Origin of the sequence: Bradyrhizobium sp., from assembly GCF_016462955.1 — a bacterium.
Classification (GTDB): Bacteria; Pseudomonadota; Alphaproteobacteria; order Rhizobiales; family Xanthobacteraceae; genus Bradyrhizobium.
This window is the reverse complement of sequence record NZ_JAEMSD010000519.1, coordinates 146-4,681: the sequence shown is the minus strand read 5'-3', so window position 1 is coordinate 4,681 and position 4,536 is coordinate 146. Positions and strand designations below refer to the sequence as shown.

Below are 4,536 nucleotides of genomic sequence, written 5' to 3'. Positions count from 1 at the left end.
ACCCCTGGGCCCTGCGGAGCGGGCGGGCCGGTGCAACTGCGGCCGAGCATCCCTGGCCGGCAGTCCCAGCGGGGCAAAGCCCTGCGCAGGACGACGGGCTGGGATCGCGCAGGCGGCGGTTGAGCGCCAGCGTCGACGGCCCGCCCGATCTGCGAGCGGGCCTTCTCCCTTCCTCTCTCCTCGCTCTTTTCATGCGGCCGCGGCCAGCTCGCCGGCGCTTTCGCTGTCCTCTGCCAGCGCCTTCTTCACCTCAGCCAACTGCCGTCGCTTTTCGGCAAGCAAACCGGCGAAGGCGAAGTCCCCGCCGTCGCGCGACTCGTAGGAGGCAAGCCGTCGGCGGGCGTCGGCCAGGCGCTGGCGGTAGCGCTGCCGTTCGCCCTCGAAGTCGGCCAGCGCGTGTTCGAGACGGGCGATCGCGCCGATCGGCGTGACCGTCACGGGCAACTCGATCTCGTATTCGGCGCCCGTCCGCAGCAGCATCGTGGTGTAGCGAAAGCCGTCCCGGCCGACCCGCTCGCCGTTGTACGCGACGTCGAAGCCGCCGATCGACGCGATGACGGTCTCACCTTCCTGCTGAAGCTGGACCAACGTCAGGATCTCCTTCATCAGCGCGCGGCCGGCGAGCTTACGCTCGACGTGAGGATCTCCCGTCACCGCCATGGTGAAGGCGTCACCGGCGGTCGGGATACGACGCTCGATGTCCCGGCCGATCTCGCCGATGCGACGGATGGAGAGCTCGATGTCGCGTTCGGCATCGCGCATTTGCCGCCGCACCGCGTGCTGGTCGTCGATGTGCGCAGCCCGCAGCCGTTCGAGCCGCGCGATGTCGGCTTCGAGGCCAGCTTTCTGCATCAAGCGCGGGTCGCCCGACGCGATGGCCTTTGCCATGGCGAACTGGTTGGCCTGGCTCTCTCCCCTGTCCTCAAGCCGACGGATCGAGGTGTCGCCGGAAAGCGCGGCAGCGATGAAGCGGGCCTTGCGCTCGTTGTTCTGCCACATCTGCGCATCGAGGCTGCCTTCGGTCGCATAGGCGAAGATGTCGACTTCATCGTGCTGGTTGCCCTGCCGCACGATGCGGCCCTCGCGCTGCTCGATCTGCGACGGAAGCCAGGGCACGTCGAGGTGGTGCAATGCCTTCAGCCGAAGCTGCGCGTTGACGCCGGTGCCCATCGTATCGGAGGAGCCGATCAGGAACCGGACCTTGCCGGCACGCACGTCGCCGAACAGGCGCTGCTTTGCCTCCGACTTCTTGTAGTCCTGCATGAAGGCGATCTCGCCCGGTGGCACGCCGAGGCGGACCAGCTCGTCGCGGATCCAGCGGTAGGCGGAGAAACCGCGGCTCTTCTCGACGCTGATGGTGCCGAGATCGGAGAAGATCATCTGCGCGGCTCCGGGCAACTCGAAGGGTTTGCCATCCGTGCGCGTGTAGCTGCACTCGGCCGTCTCGTTCCAGATGCGGAAGGCGCTGCCGATAAGCAGGTTCAGCTTGTTGTCGGCCTCGTTGTCGCTATCCGGATCAACCAGACGGAGGTCGATTGCAGCGTGGCGGCCGTCGGTGATAACCGACAGCAGGATGTCGTCGCCGGGCTCCGGTGCGCGGTCGCGCTCCTCGATCGCCTTGATGCGCTCGCCGAGCAGGGTCTGGTAGCGCTTGAACGCCGGCGACGGCTTTGCGGTAAGGATCTGCCGTTTGCCGGTCGACACCGCCGGCACCTTCACGTACTGACGCAGATCCTCCGGCATTACCACGTCCGCGAAGGAGCGGAACATGGCGATGAGCTCGGGCACATTCACGAAGGTAGCGAAGCGCGTCACCGGCTTGTATTTGCCGGATGGCTGCAGCTCAAGTTCGGTCGTGACATCGCCGAATGTACTCGCCCAGGCGTCGAACTCGTGCAGCCCGCGCTCGAGGAGCGCCGCGTAGCCGAGATAGCGCTGTACCGAGAACATCTCGCCGAGCGTGTTGGTGATCGGCGTGCCGGAGGCGAGCACGAGCGCACGGCCTGGGTTCTTCGTCTCAATGAAGCGCGACTTGACGTAGAGGTCCCACGCGCGCTGGGAACCGTTCGGGTCGACGCCCTTCAGCGTCGACATGTTGGTCGCGAAGGAGAGTTTCCTGAACTCCTGCGCCTCATCGACGATGATCTGATCGACGCCGATCTCGGAGATCGTCAGCAGATCGTCCTTGCGGGTCGAAAGCGATTCCAGGCGCTCCTGCAAGCCCTCCTTCAATCGCTCGAGACGCTTGCGCGAGACGCGATCGTCGCTCTCGACCTTCGTCAGCAAGGTCTCGTAGAGTTCCAGCTCGTCCTGGATCATCTGCTGCTCGAAGGCTGAGGGCACCGCGATGAAGCGGAAGGCGCTGTGCGTGATGATGATCGCGTCCCAGGTGGCGGTCGCAGCCCGCGACAGGAAGCGGTGCCGCTTGTCCTTGGTGAAGTTGGTCTCGTCGGCGACGAGGATGCGGGCGTTAGGGTAGAGCGCGAGAAACTCGCGTGCGGCTTGCGCAAGGCAGTGCCCCGGAACGACCAGCATCGCCTTGGCGATCAGGCCGAGCCGGCGCTGCTCCATGACGGCGGCGGCCATCGTCATGGTCTTGCCGGCGCCCACCGCGTGCGCCAGGTAGGTCGAGCCGGCCGAGACGATTCGCCAAATGCCGCGCTTCTGGTGCCCGTAAAGAACGAAAGCGCCAGAGGCGCCCGGAAGCTTCAGGTGCGAGCCGTCGAATGCTCTCGGCGCAATGTTGTTGAACCGGTCGTTGTAGACGCGCGCAAGGCGGTCGGTACGATCAGGGTCGGACCAGATCCAGTGCTGGAACGCGTCCTTGATCTTTTGCAGCTTGGTCTTGGCAGCTTCGGTGTCGACGACATTGAGGACGCGGCGCTCACTGTCGCCATCCTTGACCGTGTCGAAGATCTGCGGGACGCGGCTGTTTAGCGCGTCGGCGAGAAGCTCGCCGGCGTGCCGGCGGTCGGTGCCCCACTCCGACGTGCCGGCCGCCGTCCAGCCAAGCTGACGTGCCTCCACGGTCCACGATGCGAGCTCCGGCATGTGGTGGATCCTGATCTCGGCGTCCATCGTCTCCTTGACGAAGGCGACCACGTCGGCGGCCGGAATCCACGGCGCGCCCAGACGCGCGGTGATGTCGGAGGGCTTAAGGTCGGCGGGCTGCACGCCTTGCAACGCCGTGACGTTGCGCTCGTAGGAGGGGTCGAGCGCGGCCGCCGCAGCAGCAGCCTTCAGCTTCTCGCGCACGTGTCCCGACAGGTACGAGTCCGCCGTCTGCCACGAGCCGTCCGCGGGGTCGCGGAAGACGGCGCTGCCGAGTTCGGCGACGACGTAGTCGCGGTCCCGGTGCAGCAGCTCGGCGATGTGCTCGATGTCGACGCGGCCGCGCTCATTGAGGACGACGGCGAGCGCGTCGGCCGCGCTGATGATTTCCGGGGCCGCCGGCGGCGCGATCACCCGCTCGGTGAAGATCGGCCCGGGCTTTGCGGTGTTGGTCTCGAGGTCATAGTCCTCGATCGAGGCGACCAGCCAGCAGTCGGGATCGTCGAGGAAGGGCTGAATGTTCGGCCGGCGGTGCGTCTCGCGCACCTCGCCGCTCTCCTCGTCCTCCGCGGTCGAGACCGTCGTGAAGTTGATCGGGCCGAAGTCCCGAACGAAGCTCGACCAAGCGATGCGCAGCCTGACCTGCGCGTCCCTCCAGGGCCGGTCGAGCTCCTGCGCCTTCAACACCTCGCGCACGGCGTCGCGGACCGGAATCAGCTTCCTGATGATGCGCATGTGCTTTTCCGGGATGCCGTCGGCGCTGCGGCCCTTGCGCGCTTTCACCGCGACCGGGTCGCCGTCGACGACCTGCATCAAGCCGTGGGCCTTGTCGAAGAAGTAGCTGCCCTCGCGCACATGGCGATCGGCAGACCAATCGACGTCCGATGGATCGCCGGCTTCTTCCAGGTCGGGATCAATCACCTCCGGCTCGCCGTCGTAGACGGCTCCCGGAAGGAGGTCGACCGAGGCTTTGAGCGTCGCTTCGAGATCCTCGTTCTCGCGCGGCAGGCACGTATAGGCCTCGCCGAAGGGACCGGACGCGAGCGCGTGCGCGCCGAGCACGGAATTCGGGCGCTGCGCGAACCATCGGTTCACGCGGATCGCGCTCTCGTCTTCCGCCGCCGGCCGCACCTCGTCGAGGTCGAGCCACGACAGGTCGCTTTCCGCGTCGCCGACCTTGCGCTTGCGGAAGAACAGGATGTCGACGACGACGTCGGTGCCGGCGCTGGCGCGGAAGCTGCCCTCGGGCAGACGAATGGCCGCGATCAGGTCGGCCGATTTCGCGATGTGCTCACGCGCCGAGGCGTCCGCCTTGTCCATCGTGCCGGTGCTCGTGACGAAGGCGGCGAGGGCGCCGGGCTTCAGGAGGTCGATTGCCCTGGCGATGAAATAGTCGTGCAGCCGAAGGCCCATCGACCTGTACGCGCGATCCGAGCGCACGGTCCGGTCCGAGAACGGCGGATTGCCCACGGCGAGGTCAAAGCT

The 4,536-nt window shown here is 66.7% G+C and carries 1 protein-coding gene; it reads right to left on the bottom strand.

Features of this window, described 5'->3' with window-relative positions:
• Positions 1 to 189: 189 nt before the first annotated feature.
• The coding region (locus tag JHD07_RS33285; RefSeq protein ID WP_291629853.1) for a helicase-related protein at positions 190 to 4,536 on the bottom strand (4,347 nt) is incomplete at its 5' end.